We start from the raw sequence: 17,943 nt of genomic DNA on the forward strand, positions 1-17,943 counted from the left end.
GAAATCCCTTCGTTCGAACAACTCCGTACAGCATACGACGTACTGCGTACGGAGAAAGTTCCCCCGTTCGGCGAATCAGCGGCACGCACGCCAGAGACCGGCGCGTGTGCGGCGGGCATCGGCCTCGGCTGCGCCCAGAAGCGGGGCGTATCGGGTGTCCGGCGGGATGACCAGCAGGCGGGCGAGTCCCGCCCGGATCAACTCGGCGGCGACGAGGCGGCCGTCTCTCGTCCACACGTACAGCAGGCGACGGCCGAAGCGGTCGGAGGGCTCGTGATCGCCCGCGACGCGCACCTCGGAGCCGATCGGGGCCAGCCGGCGCAGCCCACGGAACGCCTCGGCGCCGAAGCAGTCCCGGCGCGTCCAGATCTCCGGGGCGTCCGCGCCGATGAGCCTGACGCGCCGGGCTCGGCCGCCGATCCGCAGGATCAGAGTGTCGCCGTCGACCACGCGCACGACCGTCGCGGTCGCGCCGTCGTCGCCCGGCATTCGGCCGCTCGCATGCGAGGTCTCGGGTCGGTCGAGCGGCCAGGGCGTTCCGAGAACGCGGTCCGCTCCGGTCGCGTGGGCGCCGCAGAGAGCCGTCAGGATCCCCGCCCCGACCAGTGTCCATCTCCGCATGGCCACGAGTATCCGATTCGGCACCGACGGTTACGTCCGGCCGATCCCGGACGAGGAGCCCCGCTTCGTGACGGAGGCGTGTCCTATGACGACCCACATGTGATCAATAGTCGGCAGAATCTCCTGAGGAAGGGGGCAGGGCATGAAGTGTCCGGCATGCGACAGCCATACGCCTTCGGGGCGTCCGACCTGTACCCGCTGCGGGGCGTCGCTCCCGGCGATCCCACCACCGCCCGAACCGGAGGCCTCACCGCCCGAGCAGGAGACCTCGCCGCCCGAACCGGAGGCCTCACCACCGGGACCGGCGAGCTCGCCGTCTGGGCAGGAGACCTCACCGCCGGGTCCGGTGAGCCCGCCATCTGAGCAGGAGATCCGGCCGATGCGGCTGGAGAACCCACTCTCAGGGGTGGAGACCCCACCGCCAGGACACGATGTTCCGCCTCCGACGTATGAGACGCCGCCATCGGAGCGAGGGCCCTTTCAGCCACGGGTCGGCGAGACCTTCGGATACGGGCCGGTCGAGACGCCCCCCGACCCCGCGACCGCCCCCATCGGAACAACCCCCTTCGCCGAGGAGCGCACCGCCGCGTCGCCGGGGGAACGCACGGAAGGCGAGCCGGGCCCGACTTCGGACACGGCCTACTTCGACGCCGATGGTCTCCGGCACTGGGGGGCTCCCCCGACCGCCCACGACGCGGCCGCGCAGTGGGAGCGGCACGGGCACCGCAAGGCCCCCGAAAAGAGCGCACGGAAGCGCTGGGTGATCCCCATCGTGACCGCCGGCCTCGTCACCGTGACGGCGGTCGGCCTGGCGCTCGCCGTCGGTCTGGGCAACGGCTCTCATCCGGCGCCGGAGCACCGTACCGGCCCCGAGCCCGGCACGCCCCAGCCGAGCGGGACGCAGCCCGACACGCCGCAGGCCGGTGACTCACCGTCGGGTCCCGCGGCCCAGGCCGCCGCGGTCAACGCGATCCTGCAGGCGGGCAAGGACGCCCACGACAAGCTGTCCGTCAGCATGGCGACCTGCGACGACCTCGTCTCGGCGGCCCCGGCGTTCCAGCAGGTCGTCCAGGAGCGGCAGAGCGAACTGGCACAGGCCCGGCAGCTCCAGGCGGACCAGCTGCCCCATGGCGCCGACCTGAAGCAGGCGATGATCGACGCCTACGGGAGTTCCCTGGACGCGGACAAGGCGTATCTCGCCTGGGCCCAGGAGGCGCAGTCCGCGGGGTGCGACGGGGGCGGTCCCCCGCAGTCCGCGAACCACGACGCCGCCATGGCCGCCAACGACAAGGCGGGTCCCGCCAAACGCCGGGTGGTCGCCCTGTGGAGCCCGATCGCGCAGAGCCAGGGACTGCCCGTCTACGCGTGGGGCGAGTTGTAGGACGTCGTCAGGGCAGGTGCACGCCGAGCTTGTCGGCGACCTCTTTCACCGCGGCGGCCAGCGCGCCGACCGCCGCAACGCGTTCGGACAGCCGCTTGAGGGTGTCGGTCAGCCGGCGCTTGTCCGGCTTCTCCTTGTCGGCCTGCGTGCGTACGTCGGCGAGGTCTTCGCGGGCCTCCTCGCCCTCCTCGAGCCGGGGCGCGTGCTCGTCGAGCAGCCGCTCCAGGCGCGCCAGGGCGTCGGCGGACGCGGCTGACTCCGCCGCGCCGATGGTCATGCCGCGGTTGTCCTGCGATCCCGAGCCGGTGTTGATCGGCCCGTAGTTGCCGCCGCTGATGGAGAAGTCGCCCATTCCGTCCTCTTCTAGCTGATCGTCATGCCGCGGTTGTCCTGCGAACCGGACCCGGTGTTGATCGGCCCGTAGTTCCCGCCGCTGATCATCACGCTCTGCTCGATGATCTGGTTGGCCTGCATGCGGTAGGCCGACACGTCGATGTCCTGGCTCTGCAGATGGTCGAGCACGGCCTCGTTCAGGCGCCGCTCGACGAGCCGGGAGTACTTGTGCGCGTCGAGGACCTGAAGGTACGTCGGGAGCGTGTCCTCGGCGGCCAGCTCCCGCACGCTCAGCCGGGCGCCGTAGTCGTACGCGGTGAGACGCTCGGGGTGCTGGTCGTCCTGGAGCCGGACGGCCGCCATCTGGCCGAGCGTGCGGATCGCCCGGAACGGCCCGATGACACCGTCGCTCAGTGCGGAGAGCCAGCGGCGCCGTATCGCCATCGCGATGAGCGAGGCGTCGGTGCACGAGGCCAGGTGGTCGATCAGGTGGTACTCACGACGAATGGGCGGCAGCACGTCGGCCACGAACTGCGCGTAGAGCATGTGCCCTTCCACCGCGAGGTAGATGAACACCGACACGACGATGTCCTGGTCCTCGGCGGGCGCGATGATCTGGTCGGCGGTGTCCCGGACCGCCTGGCCCTCCGCTCCGATGGTGACGCGCTGATAGCAGCGGACGCCGCCCTGCGGGTGCCGGATGATCGATTCCCGGCATGCGTCCGTGGCCTTGGAGTACGGCATGCCCGCCGATCCGTCGATCAGGGGGTGCCCGGCGTAGTCCGGCACGCTGAAGCCGGGCTCGGACGCGCGCGGGTACTGCGTGCAGGCGCCGCGCGCCACGACGTGGTAGTCGATGTTGAGCCCGGCGATCCGTTCGTTCGGAGGGAGACGCCGGCGCGGGTCGGACCGGTCCGGTTGATCGCTGTCGGCGGTCGGCCATTCCTCACTCATGGCCATGAGCCGACGGCGTACGTGCTCGTGCAGCGCGACCGGGTCGACGGTCTTCGCCGGCGTGTCCGGCGTGGCGGGCCGGTCGAGTTCCACGACGATCGACCACGCTCTGGCCCAGGGCGAGTCGGGCGCCCCCGACCCGATGAAGGGGTTGCCCCCGGAGTACAGCGTGACGTTGCCGACCTGCGCGTCGACCAGCCGCTCCGCACGGCGCCGTGCGCGGTGGGTGAGGACGTCCAGCGACGGGGTCCGGGTACCGGGGGCGAGGTCCCTCCGCATCATCCGGAAGACCAGCACCTGCCAGCCGAAGGGGATGATCACCATCGCGATCCCCAGCAGGACGATGCACGAGAGATACAGCGACGGGTTGCCCCAGAGGTCCGTGGGCAGGGGCGACGGTCCGCCCGTCGTCGACGAGTACTCCGAGGTCAGTCGCGTGACCGCGTAGGCCCAGACCAGGACCACCAGTCCGCTGAGCAACCAGAGCAGGAAATAGATCAGCACGAGGGCCCAGGCGATCTTGAAGCGCCGGCGCCAGCCGAACCGTCGCCAGGGGACGAGCCGGGCCATGACGAACGGCAGCGCCATCGAGAAGTAGGTCGACACCGCGAACGGGCTGACGAACAGGCATCCGATCAGGACCGCCCAGATCACCAGATCACGGATGAGCTGCAGTCGGCGGGCGCGGACGGAGTGCGTGATGACCGCTCCGACGTCGAAGCCGTACGACGGGACGACGGCGCGGTGTTCGGGGTCGACCAACTCGCCGATGACCTTCCGGCAGAAGCCCTCGTCGAGGTAGGCGGCGGCGCAGAGATACCGGGTCGCGTTGCTCATCACCCCGGGTATCGCGCCCCGTCGCGCATGCTGGAAATGGCTCTCGGTCCGCACCGACTCCGCAACCATGCGGGGATGGTAAACGTCCGACGACTCCCGGTAGGGACCGAAGCCCGGAGTTGATCTCCGATCGTGACATCGGGAGTCAGCCCGCGAAAGGCGGCGGGCCGTCCGGGTCGGCGAGGCCGTCGATGAGGTGCTCGGGCCAGGAGAGCACGTGCGGCAGCCACGCCGCCCGGATCGTCTCGGCGACGTGCCGGAGCCGTTCGTCGGCGTCGACGCCGACCGCCACCACCGCGAGGTCGCGGTCGAACTCGGCGTGGTCGTCGGCGCCCAGGATCGCCGTACGGGCGATGGGCCGGTTCGCCTCCAGCGCGATCGACAGGGGGTAGCGGCGCAGGGCGCGGACGCGGTGGCCGAACAGGGGCTCGGCGGGCTCCCGCAGCCCCGGCAGCTCGTAGTCCAGCGGCGGGGCGGGCGCGTACTTGTCCGGCACGCCCTGGCCGGGCGGGAACAGCCGGTCCATCTCGTGCAGCCAGCGCAGCTGCGGGATCACCCATTCGGCGCCCGGCCGGACGCCCGCCAGGCCGGGCTCGCCGCCCAGCAGGCGATCCGCCGCGCCGGCCACGGTCGCGGTGAGCCTCTCCGGGGCGTACGCGGTGCGCAACGCCTCCGAGCGGCGGCCGACCGCGCGGTCCAGGACGGTCGCGAGCATGCACTCGCGCAGGCGCGCGGGCTGCGCCGCCCATTCCCGGCGGAGGTCGGCCGGCGCGGCCGGTGTCGGGCGGTCGACGACGTACGCGAGGACCAGCGCGTCGGCCCAGACCCGTAGCCACGCCCACGCGGCCGCCGAGGCGAGCAGGTCGGCCTCGCGCAGCTCGTACAGCGAACACGCCCGGCCGTCGCGGCACACGCAGCCGCACGCGGCCGACCGGCGGCCGGCGATCGGCGGGACGGGGCCGGGCAGCGTACGCTCGCGGTCCTGGCCGAGCGGGACGCGGACCCGCACCGGGCGGTCCATGCCGTCCGCGAAGACCGCGGCCACGCCCGGAGGCAGGGAGACGACCTCGCGGGACTGCCGGTCGTCGAGGTTCATGGCGGCCCCGACGAGGCTCCGGTCGTCGTACGCGGGCAGCCGGTGCACGACCTTCAGCGCGGTGTTCTTGACGACGTCGGGGACGAGCTTGGTGGGGATCTGCTCGGCCACGACGATGCCCTCGCCGTACGCGCGGATCTCGGCGAGCATCCCGGCGAACAGCTCCACCGCGTGCGCGCCCGCGCTGTTCTCGCCGCGGTTGCGCAGCAGCCGGTGCGCCTCCTCGATGACGATGACGTGCCCGAGACCGCGCGGGGTCCGTCCGCTGCGGGCGCGCAGCCGCAGGTGCTCGACGATCCGGATGATCAGCGTTCCCATGAGGAAGGCCTTGTCCTCGTCGTTGGCGACGTCCTCGACGGCGAGGACGATGTTGCGGCTCAGCAGCCCCTCGATGTCGGCGGGGTGGCCGCCCTGGAAGAACCGGCCCGCCGAGCCGATGCGCAGCGACCGGAGTCGTACGTCGACGAAACCCTTCACGTCGGCCATCAGCTCCTTGCCGTAGCCGACGTCGCCGATCACGTCGAGGGCGGCGTGCTGCAGCTGTTCGAGGGTGGGGATGGCGGGCTCGATCGGGGATCCGGGGCGGCCCCGGCCGGTGACGACGTCCCAGCCGTTCGCCTCGTACACCCGCTGGAGCGCCTGCGACATGATCTGCGGGAAGGGCTCCTCGGCGTCGAAGGCCGCCTGGAACAGCGCCCGCACCATGTCGATGTGCGCCTGCACCGGGTAGCCGGGCTCGGGCGCGAGCGGGTTGACCGAGAGGGGTACGGCCGCCGGGTCGGACGGGTTGATGACGGTGACCGGCGCGCCGATCCGGCCGGACATCGCGGCGTACTCGGACTTGGCCGGCTCGATGGCCAGCCAGGGGATGCCGCTGCGGGTGAGCTGCTCGAGCAGGTGGCGAACGGTCTGCGACTTGCCCGACCCGGTCGACCCGGTGACGAAGACATGGCGGTTGACGGTCTGCAGTGGCACCGTGAACGTCCCGACCCTGCGGTCCTGGCCGTCGAGGATCCCGCCGAGCGCCACCCCGGCCTCGTCCTCCTCCCCGCCGACCTCGGAGGTGACGTCGAAGTAGCCCGCGTCGAGCACCCGCAGCCCCGGCACCTCGCGGCGCGGCAGGCCGGCCAGCGCGGAGAGGGCGCCCGCCGTCGCGACGAACGGCGACCTCAGATCCTGGTCCTGCGTGTCGACGTGCTGGGCCTCGTGGAAGCGCACGGCGCGCCCGCCGGAGCGCAGCCGGTACGGGTGATGGCTCATCTCCACCGACCCGACGAGCACCGGCGCGAGCTGCTCCAGGGCCTGGACCGACTCCGCGCCGGCCAGGACGCGGACGTTCCACAGCCCCGCCTCCTGGAACGCGTCGAGCTCGGCCAGCCGGCGCTCCAGGCGCTCGACGGCGAGCTCGTCGTCGCCCCGCCGCCGCATCTGCAGCTCGTACTGCAGGTCGGTGACCTGGTCACGGAGCACCTGCTCGCCGCACTGGTCGGCGATGACAAGCCAGCCGAACGGTCGCTCCATGAGCGTCACCAGCGTCGACTCGAACAGGCCCGGCCCGTTGCCGTCCCGCGAGGAGGCCAGCGGCGGCGCCAGCCGCGCCGGGCAGCGCGTCCACGTCATCGCGGCCGCGTCGTCCAGCCACTCGTCACCGATCGGCACGCCGCGCGCGCCGTGCGGGAACAGCAGCCCCTGCTGCCGGTCGTGCGTACGGTGCAGCGGCCCGGCGTTGGTGATGAGCTGGAGCGGCGCACCGCCGCCCCGCGACATCCACCCCACGACGAACGGCCGCCGGCTCTGCGCGGCCGACAGCACGGCCGGCAGCACCGTGACGAAGTCCCACTCCGCCGACGCCGCGTGCGCGGGCGAGAGGATCGCCTGAATGCGGTACCACGGCCCTTGGAGTCCCCCGATCACACCTGCCACCCGAGCAGGATTTCAGGGCCGCGCCCGCCATGCCAGAGGATCCGACGCGACGTCGGGTCACCCCACTCGGCCCAGGCGGGCTCCCCCGCCCGATCCCGCCGCTCAGTGAGGGCGGGGCCGCACCCGTCGCGCTGGTCAGCGCGGGCGGGGTTCCCCGCTCGGGCGCCGGTCAGCGCAGGGGGCCTCCCCAGTCGGTCTCGTCGCGGACGCGTCGCTTGAGCAGCTTGCCGCCGGGGTTGCGCGGGAGCGGCTCGGACCGTACGGCGATGTACTGCGGCACTTTGAAGTCGGCGAGGTGCTCGCGCAGGTGGGCCAGGACCGCGTCGACGTCGAGGTCGGTGCCCGGCATCGGGACGATGACCGCGCCGACCTTCTCGCCCATCACCTCGTCGGGCACGCCGACGACCGCCGCGTCGAACACGCCGGGCGCCCCGGCCAGGGCGTTCTCCACCTCGACGCTGTAGACGTTCTCGCCGCCCCGGTTGATCATGTCCTTCGCCCGGTCGACGATGTGGACGAGGCCTTCGGCGTCGATGCGGGCGATGTCGCCGGTGTGCAGCCAGCCGTCGACGAACGTCGCCGCGGTGGCCTCCGGCTTGTTCCAGTACCCGGCGACGACGTTCGGGCCGCGTACGAGGAGTTCGCCGGTCTCCTGCTCGCCGTCGAGCATGTCGAGCCGCAGGTCGCACACTGGCACGGCGAAGCCGACCGAGTCCGCGTGCGCCGCCGCGTACTCGTGCGGCAGGTACGTCGTCAGGCTGGAGGTCTCGCTGAGCCCGAAGCCGTTGCCGACCCGCGCGGCGGGGAAGGCGTCCTTGATCCGGCCGACCAGGTCCGGGGCGATCGGCGCCCCGCCGTACGACAGGTAGCGCACCGTCGAGACGTCGGTCGTGGCGAACGCCGCGTCGTTGACGGCCAGCCAGTAGATCGCCGGGACGCTCGTGAGGACGTCGATGCGTTCCTCCTCGATCGCCGCCAGGAACGGGCGCACCTCGAACTTCGGCATGATCACCGTCGTCCCGCCCTGGTGGCAGGTGAGGAGCAGCTGGCTGTTGCATCCGGTCACGTGGAACAGCGGCACGGACACGAGGTTGCGGGTCGGGTCGCCGACCGGGATCCCGATCGCGCGGCGGCAGCTCTCGCAGTTGGACAGGAAGTTCGCGTGTGTGGTGACCGCGCCCTTCGGAAAGCCCGTCGTACCGCTGGTGTAGAAGATCGCCGCCGGGTCGTCCGGCCGCAGGTCCTCGATCGCGTACGGGGCGCCGTCCGGGAGCGGGCCCTCGGCGACGTACGCGGCGCCGCTGTCGTCGATGACGTAGCGCGCCTCCTCCTCGGCGAACCGCGTGTTGACCGGGACGGCGATCGCACCGGCCAGCTGCGTGCCGAAGAAGGCCAGCACCCAGTCGACGCCGTTGCCGTACCGGATCGCGACACGGTCGCCGCGCCCGACCCCGGCCGCCCGCAGGCCGCCGGCCACCCGCGCCGCGCGGTCCCACAGCTCCCGGTACGTCAGCCGCGGCCCACCGCCGGTCTCGACGACGGCCTCCCGGTCGGGGTTCGCCTCGGCGGTCGCCCGCAGCATGTGGACGACGCTGTCCGGCAGGCCGGTGTAGCGGGCGATCCCGTCGGGGCCGCGGACCACTCCCGAGGCGTCGAACATCAGATCCCCCGGGTGAAGTAGCGCCGCGGGTTGATGACGAGCATCTGGTCGAGCTGCGCGTCCGAGACGCCGAGCTCGCGCAGCGCGGGCAGGACGTCGTCGCTGATGTGCTCGAACTGCCAGTTCGGCATCGTGGACCGCACCTGGTCGTGGGCGCCGGCCCAGTAGTCGATGAAGCAGCTCGCGTCGTGGCTGAGCACGATCCGGTCGGCGTAGCCGCGCTCGCACAGGGCCGCGATCGTCCGGACGCGGTCCGGCGTGGGGTTGTAGATGTCGAGCCCGAACCGGTCCATGCCGAGGATCGCGCCGGTGTCGGCCAGCGCCATCAGGTAGTCGAGGTCGTTGCTGTCGCCGGCGTGCCCGATGACCACCTTGGACAGGTCGACGCCCTCCTTGCCGAACAGGTCCACGGCGAGCCGCCCGGCCTGCGTCGCGCTGGACGTGTGCACGGTGATCGGCGCGCCCGTCTCGCGGTGCGTACGGGCGACGGCGCGGGCGATGCGCTCGACGCCGGGGGTGAGGCCCTTCGCCTCGACCACGCACTTGAGAAAGGCCGCCTTGACGCCGGTGCCCGCGATGCCCTCGACGATGTCGCGTGTGAAGTCCTCGACCATCGGCTCCGGCATGTCGACCAGGAGGCCCGGTCCCCGGTGCTCGTACTGGAACGGGACGTCGTCGTAGCAGTACAGGCCGGTGGCGACGATGATGTTGAGCTCCGGCACCTGCTCGGCGATCCGCTGGATGCGCGGGATGTACCGCCCGAGGCCCCACACCGTCGGGTCGACGATCGTGGTGATCCCCTTCGCCGCCGCCGCTCGCAGCTTGGCGACCGCGTCCTGGACGCGCTCCTCCTCGTCCCACCAGGCCCCCGCGCCGTAGTTCTGCACGTGCTCGGTGGCGAGGACGAAGACGTGCTCGTGCATCAGCGTCCGGCCGAGCGCGGAGACGTCGACGGCGCCGCGAACGGTCTCGACAGAGGGCATGGAGGGGCCTCCCATGGCGTACATACCGACCAGTCGGTATCGATCAAGGTAAGTCTGCCACCGGAACGCCGTCAATGAACCACGAGGAGTGTTCACCGAAGCGCCGGCGGTCGGACGGACCGGGCATGCGTGGGAGGTCACCGGCCCCACTGACATCCGGCTTCAGTGGGGCCGGTGATCGAGAACTGTAGACGCCACGGATCGGCGACTCCAGACGCCGGGCGCGACGGCGTCGCGGCCATAGTCGGCCACCGCGATCACTTGGGCGTGCTCACCCCTCGCCCTCCTGGGGGCGTTCCACCGGCTCCGGTTCCCGCGTGGGCGCCGTCGGCATGCCCGGTACGACGGGCGGTGGGTTCTCGATGCTCGCGGGCCGGTGGATCAGGCCGGGGTGGCGGCGCTCCAACTCGGCGGCGTCGTCCGCGGTGAGCCTGATGTGCAGCGCGTCCGAGACGTCGACGAGCAGGTCCGGGGCCCCCTCCCGGTGGAACACCAGGACGACGTCGGCGCCGTACATGATGTTCTGGTCGGTGACCTCGATGTTGCGTTCGCGGATGTGGACGCCGTCCGCCTCGTGCGCGACGGACGAGCCCTTCCCCTGACCGTGGGAGAGCATGAGGCCGTGGCCGCCGGAGGTGCCGCCCGACCCCCCGCCGCGCCAACTGGAGTCCGTCCCGTGCGCACCGCCGTCCCGCTGGTTGGTGGCGGTCTGGGAGTACTCCCGCCGCTTGAGCAGCGCCTGGGCGTCCTCCTTCAGCGCGGTGACGTTCATGCCGACGGTGATCTTCTCGCCCGGCCGCAGGCCCTCCACCGTGTACGAGTGGTCGAGCAGTGACTTGACCTGCGACATCAGCGTCGCCGGTTCGGTCTGCTTCCACAGCTTCATGCCCTGCGGCCGGCTCAGCTCGAATCCGCTGGGCCGGTCGGTCTCCGCGGGCGTCGGGCCGCGACGTTCCGGTGGCAGCGCCGCCAGCGGTGCGTACTCGTGCACGACCTCCGCCCCGGGGAAGGAGATACGGCCGACCATGTCGCCGAGGGTGCCGTTGACCGTCGTCGGCTCCGTGCGCGTCTGCCATCGCGGGAACTCGCCGCTGACCGGCGCCCACCCCGACACGTGTTCGCCCTCGCCGGCGACCGTCGTGAGGTGGTGGGGGACGACCAACCGGGCGCTGCCCCCCACCGTGGCGGTCTCGGTCCCGGCCGAGCGGGCGCGGTCGAAGTACCGCGCGGCGGCGTCGTTGCCGGTCAGCCGGGCGACCGCGTCCGCGCCGCGCCGGATCGCGTTGATGCCGTGTTCGAGGCCGTGCGGCGGGTCCTTCGTCTCGACGATCTCGATCTCGAACCGGAGTCCGTGCGTGAACTCCTGCGAGCCCTCACGCGTCTGACGCCGGTCGATGTCCTTCACGCCGACGCCGTCGCTGTGCTCGGTCTCGGACCGGTGGATCCGCCCGCCGCCGATCTGGCCTCCGCCGCTGGGGCTCCTGCCCCCACCGTGGCCTCCGCCCGCGCCCTCGACCATGCCCCGTGCAAGGGCCTTCCCGCCCGCGCCGAAGCCGTGCCCCTGGGAGGTCTCGGATCCGCTGAGTCCCTGGACACGTGCCATGTGGCTGATGTCCGGGCGTTCGGCCGTGTGCGCTCCGCCTTCCAGCTCCGCCCGGACGCGGATACCCACGTGCCGGGTGAAGCCGAAGCCCGACTCGACCGGGAGCCACTGGACGACGCCCCTGCGCAGGTTCGGCATGTTCGCGGCCAGAGACGGATCACCGAACGCGTTGCGCAGCAGTTCCCTCGCCGGGCTGCCCTCGGGCAGGACCCCGCGGGATTCGAGCATGCTCTCGATCTTCGGCAGCACCTCCCGGCCGTCGAAGCGCTCGACGTGCGCGGAGGTGATGGCGACGTCGGGCCGGTACGTCCGCGGCTCGCTCACCGGCTGGGGCACGACGGGGTCGCCCTCCTGACCGTGGACCTCCGTCGGGGTCGCCAGGTGGTGATCCTGGGCGATCCGGTCCGGCATCATGAAGTCCGCGCCGTCGTGTACGCGCAGGTGAACGGTCTGCGGGTGCTGCCCGGGCAGCGCGTGCTGTCCGGTGGGCGCGTGCTGTCCGGTCGGCGCGTGGTGCCCGGTGGGCGCGTCCGGGGTGACCGACAGGTACAGGTCCGAGCCGCTGAAAGAATGCGTCAGCCCGTTGCTGCTGTAGGTGCCCCGGATCACGTCGCTCGCGCCGGTGTACTCGCTGCTGCCGGTCCGGCGGTCGACCTCGCCCACCCCGCCGACCTCGCCGATGCCCTTGATCTCGACGCCGCCCACGGTGACCTTGCCGCGGCCCCCGACCTTCAGCTCGCCTTCGGCCCGGAGGTCCGTGCTCGTCGCGTCCCTCAACCGGGAGTTGGCGGCCCGGTAGTGCTCGATCTCGATGCCCGTCCGTGCGGTGGCGTGCTCCGGCGTGCCGAAGGTCGCCCGCAGCGTAATGCCGCGCGTGCTGCCGTCCGGCTGGGTCACCTGGATCCGCCAGCCGTCCCGGGAGGTCAGCTCGGCAAGATGCGCCTCCAGTTCCGATGGCCGGGTGGCCTGCAGGATCTCCGGCGGAACGTCCAGGAAATCGGTCGGGGCCGGGCGGCCGTTCGCCTCCGCCTCGACCCGCGCCACCTCGAACGGCAGGTCGTGCGAGGCCGCCATGCTCGGGAAGACGCCGGTGGTCTGGCCGCCGAAGTCGATGTGGTCGTCGGGGAGCGTGTCCACCCGGTCGACCTGGCCGACCTTCGCGACCTCATCCGGCGTGACCGTGGCCGCCGGGGTGTGCTCCTGCGGGACCACGACGCGGGCGGAGACGTCGTCGCCGCTCACCACCCACGACTGGTCGGTGAGCTGCTTCCGCCCGTCCTGCACCCTCAGCTTGACGTGGTGCCGCATCTCCTTGGTGATCTCGGTGACGGGCCCGTCGGTCTCGGTCCGGCGGTACTCCGTGCTGCCGCCCAGGAACGTCACCGACTTCGACTTGCTCCCGCCTGCGTGCAGGGCGAGCTTGGGAGCGTCGATCCCGACCTCCCCCACCTGGACCCGGATGTTCCCGGCGACCTCCGCACCGCCGCCGGAATGCCTGTTCTGCCCGACGGCCGTCCCCGAGCCGGCCACCTTCCGGTCGTTCACCGTCATGTCGAACTCTTCGACGTTCCGGCGTTCGCCCAGCTGGGCCCGGTGGGCGATCTCGATCGTGTGCTTGCCGATCTTGATCGTGTGGGTGTCGCCGTGCAGCAGGTCGGCGAGCGTACGACCCTCCAGGGCCGAGCGGCCGAACCGCGCCTCCAGATCCAGCGCGAGCTGGCGCTGTACACGCTTCGGGAGGTCGGGCAGTGCCTCGTCGATCGCGTTGCGCAGTTCCGTGACGACACGCTCGGAACCCCGGAGACCGGTCAGCGTGCCCATCCCGGCCCCACGACCCGCCGCGAGATGCGCCGGCTCCGCGGGGTGCGGCTCGTGCGGCGCGACGGGCAGCGACTTCTCCGGATCGGCGTGCACGGGGAGCCCGTGGCCCGGCGCCTCGCCCGGGGCGCCGGGACCGTCGCCGTCCGGGTTGGCCGGCGCGGTCCGGCCCTCGCCCTCCGTGTGAACGGGCGCCTCGTGCTCGCCGGCCGAGCGCCCGTGGGCTGCGGAGGTCTCCTTGCCGCCTTCGCCCTCATGGGAAGCCGGAGATGTCTCCTTGCCGCTCTCGCCCCCGTGGGGAGCCGGAGATGTCCCCTTGCTGCCTTCGCCGCCGTGGGCCGAAGGGGTCTGCTTGCCGCTCTCGCCCCCGTGGGGAACCGGGGAAGTCCCCTTGCCGGCCTCGCCGCCCAGGCGGGTGGGCACGGCGTGGCCCGGCGGTGCCTGGTGGCCCTGGCCTTCCGTCGCCGGGTCGGCCGTACGGGGCGTCTCCCCCGGCGAGGATGACGGGTCGGTGGCGTGCTCACCGGAGCCCGGGGGAAGGAGGCCTTCCGTCTTGACGCCGCCGAGAAGGTCCGTCTCGAACCGGGGGGCGTCGCCCTCGCGCACGGCCAGTTCCATCGGCACGTCGACCGGGAAGCTGCCGAACCGGGTCTCGACCTCCATCCGGACGATCGCGTGGTACCGGGCGACCTCGGTCTTCTGCACCAACGTGATCTTCGGGAGGCTCGTGTGCGAGTACGAGACGACGTGGTTCTTGCCACCCTGGTAGTTGCCGCCGATCCGGGCGAAGAACTTCGCCGCCGGGTTGTCCATGCCGAGCTTCAGCCCGAAGTTGACGCCCCACTTGTGCCCGAACTGGTGGGAGTCGTTGGTCGTGGTCAGCAGACCCTGGTCGTCGCGCAGCACCGCCTGGCGGATCGGCGTGTCGCTGTCGGGCAGCCGCTCGAGACGCAGGACGCGCGATCTGACGGTGCCGTCCGGGGTCGGCAACTCGCCGTTCAACAGGTCCCGGCTCCGGTTCAGCAGAACCTGCTGACCGAGGTGACCGTTGAGATCCCGGTTGACGATCTCCGCGATCCGCTTGGGCGACACGCCCGCCTGCAACGCCTGGCGCTGGAACTCCGTCACCAGCCCGTCGGTTTTGACGGCGGTGACGATCACGTCGTGATTGCGCACCAAAGGTGCCCGGTCCGACGTCACCATGTGACGCGGCGTCGGAGGCCGGTCATCGGCGCTGACGGACGGCCCCTCGCGGTGGAACTGCTCCGGGAAGGGAACGGTCAGGCGCAGATCGGGAGCGACGCCGCCGTACCCCACCTCGGCCCCATTGACGTGGGCCTCGATGTGAACCGTCCAGTCGAAGAAGTCGTGCTTGAACGCCACCGGCTTGTGACCGGCCATGACCTCAGTCGAAGAGCCGTGCGCGTGACCCGAGACCTTGCTCACGGTCGGCCCCGGAAAGCTGACCCTCTCCAGCCCGTCGGAGTTGTCCAGCATCTCGACGACGCCACCGGACTCGTCACGATGGACGCGCCCGCCCTCCTTCGCTCCGGCGCCCGAGCCGCCGAAGGACACGGTGTAGCGACGCGGGCCTTCAGGCGTCTCCACATGCGTGTACGTGTCGAGCCTCGGCTTGACCCACACCACGTGTCCGTGCGATTCGAACGCGATGCCGTCCTGCAGAACGTCGGTCCAGCGGTCGGGGTTGGGGTCGCACAGCAGATCGTGGACCTGTGCCTCGATGTCGGCCCGGACCTTCGCAGGGAGATAGTCGGGGAGGTCCGCGGCCCACTGCCGCGCAGCCTCCCTCGGATCGGTCGGCAGGCGGGCGCCGTCCACCCCCGTCCCGTCTCCGAGTGCGCCGTAGTCGGTGTACCGAGGCGGGTGGATCTCGGGCCGCGGCTCCGCAGAAGGCTCCTCGCCACCCGCGTCGGTCCGCGGCGCGGTGGTCTCGGACGGCTCCGCGTGCTCCGAGGGCTCCCCGGCCGGTTCGGACGTTTCGGAGTGCGTGGCGGGGGACTGCCCGGTCGGCTCCTCAGACTCGCCGTGCGGGACCGGCGATTGCCCTTCCGCCTCCGTACGCGGCTCGGTCTCCGGCTTCGCAGCCGGCTCGGTCGGCGGCTTCGCGGCCGGCTCGCTCTCCGGCTTCGCAGCCGACTCGGTCGGCGGCTTGGCAGTCGGCCCGGCCTCCGACTTCGCGACCGGCTCACTCTCCGGCTTCGCAGCCGACTCGGTCGGCGGCTTGGCAGTCGGCCCGGCCTCCGACTTCGCGACCGGCTCACTCTCCGGCTTCGCAGCCGACTCGGTCGGCGGCTTGGCGGTCAGCCCGGCCTCCGACTTCGCGGTCGACTCGCTCTGCGGCTTCGCGGTCGGTCCGGTCTGCGGCTTCGCGGTCGGCCCGGTCTCCGGCTCGCCGGTCGACTCGCTTCGCGGTTCCTCGACCGGCTTGGACGGATCGGCGTGCGAGGTCGGCGACGTACCGGACGGCTCGTTTCGGCCGGCCTCCGCGGGCTCGCTCGGCAGGCGGGTGCCCTCCAGCGCCGTCCCGTCTCCATGCGCGCCATGGTCGGTGTTCTGAGACGGATGTGGCGCCGGCGTCTCGGACCGCGCGTTGTTGTAGGCCGTAAGTCGCTGCTGCGCGTCCTCGGCGAGCATTTTGGCCGCGTCGGCGGACACCTGCGCCTCGAACTCCGAGGGGTGCTCATTCGCGGCGAGGTGTTCGACGGAATTCCGCAGCGCGTCGTAGCCGATCTGCGCCTCACGGGCCTTCTCCAGCGCCTTCCGGTAGGACGCGGCGATGTCCATGTGACGTGCCTGGTCGTGCAGCGCCACCTTGCTCTCGGCGAGGGCGTTGTCGCTGCGTGCCCGGGCCCCCTGACCGCCCTCCGCCAGTTCCTGCAGCGACTTCTGCAGGGCGGCTTCGGCCCTGTCTCCCGCCTCTCGCGCCTCCGCCTCGTGGACGGCCACGCTTTTCTCGAGGGCCTCCGCGTCCCGCCGCAGCGAATCGGCAAGGTCCCGCGCCTGTGCGACCACCTCCGCATGTGGTGTGACCGCTTCCTCGGCAGGGACATGCGCTCCCTCCGCGTCCGGCCTTTCGGACGGACGCGAGGATTGCGACCTGCGAGAGTCCGGGGAGCCCGACGACTCCGGCCGCGATGAATCGGCCCGGAGCCGTTCGACCCGCTGGGCGATCGTCCGCGCCGCCTCTCCATAGGATTCCGGACTCAGCAGCGGGCCCCGCTCCGCGGGCCGGCCCTCATCCGGCCTCCCGTGCCCACTCGCGCCATCCGGCGTCCCACTAGACGACCGGGACGAATCACCCGATTCGCCTGCCGGCCGCTGAGGTGAGGGATTCAGCAACCTGTCGATCTCAGAGCCGTGCTCACCGACCGGCGCCGGGCCGACCTCTTCAGCGAGCGTGGTGGGCTTCGCCGGGCGCCCTGGTGCAGTGGAGCCTCCAGTGGCGTCCGGCGTGCTGGCGCGCGAGTCGCTGGACCGGGGCTGGCCGCCGGTGGGCCCCTCGCCGGGTTTCGTACCGCCGCCGCTCTCGCCCGGCAGGATCCCGACAGGTCCCTCACCGGGTTTCGTGCCGCTACCGCTCTCGCCCGGCCGGGTGCCGGCAGATCCCTCGCCTGGTCTGGTGCCGCCGGTGTTTTCGCCCGGCTTGGTGGCGGTGGGTCCTTCGCCGGGTCTGGTGCTGTTGCCGTTTTCGCCCGGCCGGGTGCCTTGCCCGGACCCGGGCCGGGTGTCACCGGGGCGGGGGCCGTTACCCGCCGGGTCCTCGGGGCGGCCGGAGGTGCTGCCGGGCCGGGGCTCGGTCCGGCCGTTCAGCGCCTCGGCGATGCTGGGGCGTGTCGAACCGCTGGGGCGGGCGGTGCCGCCTGGTGCGGTCTCGCCGGGTCGTGGCGGGATCACGGCCGGGCCGGGTTGGCCTTGTGTCGCCTGCCCGCGGTCGGAGCCACTGGTGCCGCTGAGGTCACCGCCGGTGTGTCCGGTGTTGCCGCCAGGGATCGGCCTGTCCTGCCCGCCCGTGAGTGGCGTGTCGGGCACCTGGCCCGTACCATCGCCGGTGGTGGGGGTTTCATGGCTGCCGGCGAGCGCGGTGCCATGCGGGCCGCCGCTACCGGTGCCGCCGGTGCCGGTCGTGCCGCTGCTACCGGTCGTGCCACCGGTCGGCGGGGCGTGACCGCCACCCCCACCGCCGGCCTCGGAGTTACCGGCCCCACCCGCCACCGCACCACCGCCGCCAGGAGGAGGCGGATTGTCGTCGTCGTGTTTGATGCCCCCACCCTGGGGATTCTGCGGGTCCGGCGACGACCCGCCACCGGACGGTGGTGACCCGCCATCGCCACCGCCGAACCGGCCCGCCACATGCTGACCGAGCTCTTTGGCGCCCCCCAGCCCGGCCATGCCGAACCCGAACGCCGCGGCCTGCCCGAAGTTCATGTGGTCCGGGTCGAAGATCGCCTGACCCCCCAGATTCCCCAACGTGCCCGTCGTCCCGGCGAACCCGAACCGCGCACCGACGCCCTTCATCCCCGGCGCGGCCATCCAATCAGCCAACTTCGTCGCCAACGGATTACCCCGCCCGGCCAACGCAGGCACCGCCCGCCCAAACCCCCCCATCACCCCACCGGCGACCGCACCCATCCCCACCGACTTACCGAACTCGCCCCAGTTCCAGCCCTTCTGCACGCCCTCATGAATCCGCGCGTACTGCCCCGCCGCATCCAT

9 protein-coding genes are annotated in these 17,943 nt (G+C 72.0%); 2 read left to right on the plus strand and 7 right to left on the minus strand.

Annotated elements, in window-relative coordinates:
* Positions 1-75 precede the first annotated feature (75 nt).
* Entirely contained in the window at positions 76-621 is a 546-nt protein-coding gene (locus tag ABEA24_RS37630; RefSeq protein WP_345437445.1) for a thermonuclease family protein, read from the minus strand.
* Positions 622-777: 156 nt separating this feature from the next.
* Here ABEA24_RS37630 and ABEA24_RS37635 point away from each other — a divergent pair, with 156 nt between their 5' ends.
* Both ABEA24_RS37635 and ABEA24_RS37640 read left to right on the plus strand, forming a co-directional pair.
* On the plus strand, positions 778-984 hold the full coding sequence (locus ABEA24_RS37635; RefSeq protein WP_345437447.1) for a hypothetical protein: 207 nt from the start codon (positions 778-780) through the stop codon (positions 982-984).
* Between the two features lie 16 nt (positions 985-1,000).
* Complete coding sequence (locus tag ABEA24_RS37640) at positions 1,001-2,002, plus strand: hypothetical protein (protein WP_345437449.1); 1,002 nt, start codon at positions 1,001-1,003, stop codon at positions 2,000-2,002.
* Between the two features lie 7 nt (positions 2,003-2,009).
* Here ABEA24_RS37640 and ABEA24_RS37645 read toward each other — a convergent pair whose 3' ends face one another.
* The 6 genes from ABEA24_RS37645 to ABEA24_RS37670 form a co-directional block, all read right to left on the minus strand.
* Entirely contained in the window at positions 2,010-2,354 is a 345-nt protein-coding gene (locus ABEA24_RS37645; protein ID WP_345437450.1) for a DUF5955 family protein, read from the minus strand.
* 11 nt (positions 2,355-2,365) lie between these two features.
* Entirely contained in the window at positions 2,366-4,126 is a 1,761-nt protein-coding gene (locus tag ABEA24_RS37650) for a hypothetical protein (protein ID WP_345437451.1), read from the minus strand.
* Positions 4,127-4,271: 145 nt separating this feature from the next.
* Positions 4,272-7,145, minus strand: coding sequence for an ATP-binding protein (locus ABEA24_RS37655; protein WP_345437452.1), 2,874 nt, complete (start codon positions 7,143-7,145; stop codon positions 4,272-4,274).
* Between the two features lie 169 nt (positions 7,146-7,314).
* Positions 7,315-8,805: a class I adenylate-forming enzyme family protein gene (locus tag ABEA24_RS37660; protein WP_345437454.1), complete on the minus strand. Its 1,491-nt coding sequence runs from the start codon at positions 8,803-8,805 to the stop codon at positions 7,315-7,317.
* On the minus strand, positions 8,805-9,788 hold the full coding sequence (locus tag ABEA24_RS37665) for a phosphotriesterase family protein (RefSeq protein ID WP_345437456.1): 984 nt from the start codon (positions 9,786-9,788) through the stop codon (positions 8,805-8,807). The genes ABEA24_RS37660 and ABEA24_RS37665 overlap by 1 nt, the downstream gene beginning before the upstream one ends.
* Before the next feature lie 271 nt (positions 9,789-10,059).
* Entirely contained in the window at positions 10,060-17,760 is a 7,701-nt protein-coding gene (locus ABEA24_RS37670) for a hypothetical protein (protein WP_345437458.1), read from the minus strand.
* Between the last annotated feature and the right edge of the window lie 183 nt (positions 17,761-17,943).

The sequence above is a fragment of the Actinoallomurus vinaceus genome, assembly GCF_039542055.1.
Lineage (GTDB): Bacteria > Actinomycetota > Actinomycetes > Streptosporangiales > Streptosporangiaceae > Actinoallomurus > Actinoallomurus vinaceus.

Bases quoted from the DNA above. Each gene is read 5' to 3' on its own strand.
- ABEA24_RS37630 (WP_345437445.1), bottom strand. From the start codon at position 621: ATGCGGAGATGGACACTGGTCGGGGCGGGGATCCTGACGGCTCTCTGC.
- ABEA24_RS37635 (WP_345437447.1), top strand. From the start codon at position 778: ATGCGACAGCCATACGCCTTCGGGGCGTCCGACCTGTACCCGCTGCGG.
- ABEA24_RS37640 (WP_345437449.1), top strand. From the start codon at position 1,001: ATGCGGCTGGAGAACCCACTCTCAGGGGTGGAGACCCCACCGCCAGGA.
- ABEA24_RS37645 (WP_345437450.1), bottom strand. From the start codon at position 2,354: ATGGGCGACTTCTCCATCAGCGGCGGCAACTACGGGCCGATCAACACC.
- ABEA24_RS37650 (WP_345437451.1), bottom strand. From the start codon at position 4,126: ATGAGCAACGCGACCCGGTATCTCTGCGCCGCCGCCTACCTCGACGAG.
- ABEA24_RS37660 (WP_345437454.1), bottom strand. From the start codon at position 8,805: ATGTTCGACGCCTCGGGAGTGGTCCGCGGCCCCGACGGGATCGCCCGC.
- ABEA24_RS37665 (WP_345437456.1), bottom strand. From the start codon at position 9,788: ATGCCCTCTGTCGAGACCGTTCGCGGCGCCGTCGACGTCTCCGCGCTC.
- ABEA24_RS37670 (WP_345437458.1), bottom strand. From the start codon at position 17,760: ATGGCCGCGCCGGGGATGAAGGGCGTCGGTGCGCGGTTCGGGTTCGCC.